We start from the raw sequence: 3,381 nt of genomic DNA on the forward strand, positions 1-3,381 counted from the left end.
CCAGGCCGCGCTGGCGGTGCTGCTGTCGACCATGAGCGGAAGCAGCGAGGTGGCCGTCGGCTTCCCGATCGCCGGCCGGCGCGACCCGCTGCTCGACGACGTGGTGGGCTTCTTCGTCAACACGCTGGTGCTGCGGGTCGATCTGGCCGGCGATCCGACGGTGGCCGAGCTGTTGTCCCAGGTGCGGCAGCGCAGCCTGGCCGCCTACGAGCACCAGGATGTGCCCTTCGAGGTGCTGGTGGAGCGGCTTCGCCCGGCCCGCAGCCTGAGCCATCACCCGCTGGTGCAGGTGATGTTGGCATGGCAGAACAACGACCCCGCCGAACTGAGCCTTGGCGATCTACGGGTCGCCCCGTTGCCCGTGGACACCCACACCGCGCGCATGGATATGACCTTCTCGCTGGGCGAGCACTGGGACGACACCGGCGAAGCCGCCGGAATCGGCGGCCAGGTCGAGTTCCGCACCGACGTGTTCGACGCCGACACCATCGAAGCGCTGATCAAGCGCCTCTACCAGGTGTTGGTGGCCGTGACCGCCGACCCCGGCCGTCCGTTGTCGTCGATCGACATGCTCGATGCCGACGAGCGCGCCCGCCTAAACGAATGGGGTAACCGCGCGGTGTCGCACCGACCGCCGACCCCGCCGTCGATCCTGGAGGTGTTCGCCGCGCAGGTCGCCCGCGACCCGGGCGCTGCGGCCGTCAGCTGCGGGGACCGCTCGATGACCTACCGGCAACTCGACCGGGCCGCAAACCGGTTGGCGCACTTGCTCGTAGGGCGCGGGGTCGGTGCGGGCGATTGCGTCGGGCTGCTGATGGACCGCTCGGCGGACGCGATCGTGGCGATCCTCGCGGTGCTCAAGACCGGGGCGGCCTACCTGCCGATCGATCCGGCGCTGCCGGCGGCGCGGATCGAGTTCATCCTCACCGACGCCGCCCCGGCCGCCACGCTGACGACCGCCGACCTCCGGTCGCGGCTGGACGGGTTCGAATTCGCCGTCGTCGACGTTCACGACGCCGCTCTGGACGCTAAGCCCGGTGGCGCGTTGCCCGCGGCACCGACGGCCGACGACATCGCCTACATCATCTACACGTCCGGAACCACGGGAACTCCCAAGGGCGTGGCCGTGGCCCACCGCAACGTCACGCAGCTGTTCGCCCCCCTCGACGCGCCCCTGCCGGTGGCCGCGGTGTGGGCGCAGAGCCATTCGCTCGTCTTCGACGTGTCGGTGTGGGAGATCTTCGGTGCGCTGCTGCACGGCGGCCGGGTGCTGGTGGTGCCCGACGCGACCGCCCGGTCCCCGAAAGACCTGCACGCTTTGCTGAGCGCCGAACGGGTCGGCGTGCTCACCCAGACGCCGTCGGAGGCGGCGATGCTCCCGCTCGACGAGCTGGACTCGGCCGCCCTGGTGGTGGCCGGGGAGGCGTGCCCGGAAGAGGTGGTGGACCGGTGGGCGCCGGGGCGGACGATGCTCAACGTCTACGGCCCGACCGAGACCACGATGTGCGTGGCGATCAGCGCGCCGCTGGCGCCCGAGTCGGGAACCCCGCCGATCGGCTCGCCGGTGCCGGCGGCGGCACTGTTCGTGCTCGACGGGCGGTTGCGCGAAGCGCCCACCGGTGTCGTCGGCGAGCTGTACGTCGCCGGCGCGGGGGTGACGTACGGATACGTGCGCCGGGCGGGTCTGACCGCGTCACGGTTCGTGGCGTGCCCGTTCGGGGCGCCCGGCACCCGGATGTATCGCACCGGGGATCTGGTGTGTTGGGGCCCGGACGGGCAGCTGCGGTACCTGGGCCGCGCGGACGAACAGGTCAAGATCCGCGGGCACCGCGTCGAACTCGGCGAGGTGCGGGCGGCCCTGGCCGCATCCGACGGGGTGGAGCAGGCGGCCGTGATCGCCCGCGAGGACCGCCCGGGGGACAAGCGGCTGGTGGGGTACGTCACGGGCGCCGCCGACCCGGTCACGCTGCGCGCGGCGCTCGCCGATCGGCTGCCCGCCTACATGGTCCCGGCGGCGGTGGTGGTGCTGGACACGCTGCCGTTGACGGTGAACGGCAAACTCGACGCGCGCGCGCTGCCGGCACCGACCTACGCCGACGGTGATCGCTACCGCCCGCCGGCCACTCCGGTCGAGGAGACGCTGGCCGACATCTACGCCCAAGTCCTGGGGGCGGACCGGGTAGGGGTCGAGGAATCGTTCTTCGACCTCGGCGGTGACTCGTTGTCGGCGATGCGCCTGGTCGCCGCCATCCACACCACCCTGGGTGTCCATCTGCCGGTGCGCGCCGTCTTCGACGCGCCGTCGGTGCGGAACCTGAGTCAGCAATTGGACCGGCACGCCGACCAATACGGCCCTGGCTTCGCCTCGGTGCACGGTCGAGACGCCACCGAGGTATACGCCAGCGATCTGACCCTGGACAGGTTCATCGATGCCGCGACGCTGAGCGCCGCGCCCGCGCTGCCGGGGCCGAGCTCGCAGGTGCGGACGGTCCTGTTGACGGGGGCGACGGGGTTCCTGGGGCGTTATCTGGCGCTGCAGTGGCTCGAGCGGCTCGAGCCGGTGGGCGGCAAACTGATCTGTCTGGTGCGGGGCGGCTCCGACGAGGAGGCGCGCCTGCGGCTGGAGAAGACGTTCGACAGCGGTGACCCGAAGCTGCTGCGTTACTTCCAGGACCTCGCGGCCGACCACCTCGAGGTGATCGCCGGTGACAAGGGTGCGACGAATCTTGGTCTCGACGAACACATCTGGCGGCGGCTCGCCGACACCATCGACCTGATCGTCGACTCGGCCGCCCTGGTCAACGGCGCGCTGCCCTACAGCGAGCTGTTCGGCCCCAACGTCGTCGGCACCGCCGAGCTGATCCGGCTGGCCCTCACCGGCAAGCTCAAGCCGTACTCCTACGTCTCGACGGCGAACGTCGGGGACGGGGTGGAACCGGCGGCGTTCACCGAAGACGCCGACATCCGCGTCATCAGCCCGACCCGGACCATCGACGGCGGCTACTCCAACGGCTACGGGAACAGCAAGTGGGCCGGCGAGGTGCTGCTGCGCGAGGCCAACGACCTGTGCGGGCTGCCGGTCTCGGTGTTCCGCTGCGACATGATCCTCGCCGACACCAGCTACGCCGGCCAACTCAACCTGTCGGACATGTTCACCCGGATGGTGCTGAGCCTGGTGGCCACCGGCGTCGCGCCGCGGTCGTTCTACCAGCTGGACGGCGACGGCAACCGGCGCCGTTCGCACTTCGACGCGCTGCCGGTGGAGTTCGTCGCCGAGGCGGTCACCACGCTCGGTGGCCGGACCGTCGAAGGGTTCGAGACGTATCACGTGATGAACCCGCACGACGACGGCATCGGCATCGACGAGTACGTCGACTGGCT

The 3,381-nt window shown here is 70.8% G+C and carries 1 protein-coding gene; it reads left to right on the top strand.

Annotated elements, in window-relative coordinates; genetic code table 11:
* Positions 1-3,381 (top strand): non-ribosomal peptide synthetase (locus A5701_RS16965; RefSeq protein WP_156670128.1); only part of this gene is annotated, 3,381 nt, incomplete at both ends.

The sequence above is a fragment of the Mycobacterium sp. E3305 genome (assembly GCF_001666785.1).
Lineage (GTDB): Bacteria > Actinomycetota > Actinomycetes > Mycobacteriales > Mycobacteriaceae > Mycobacterium.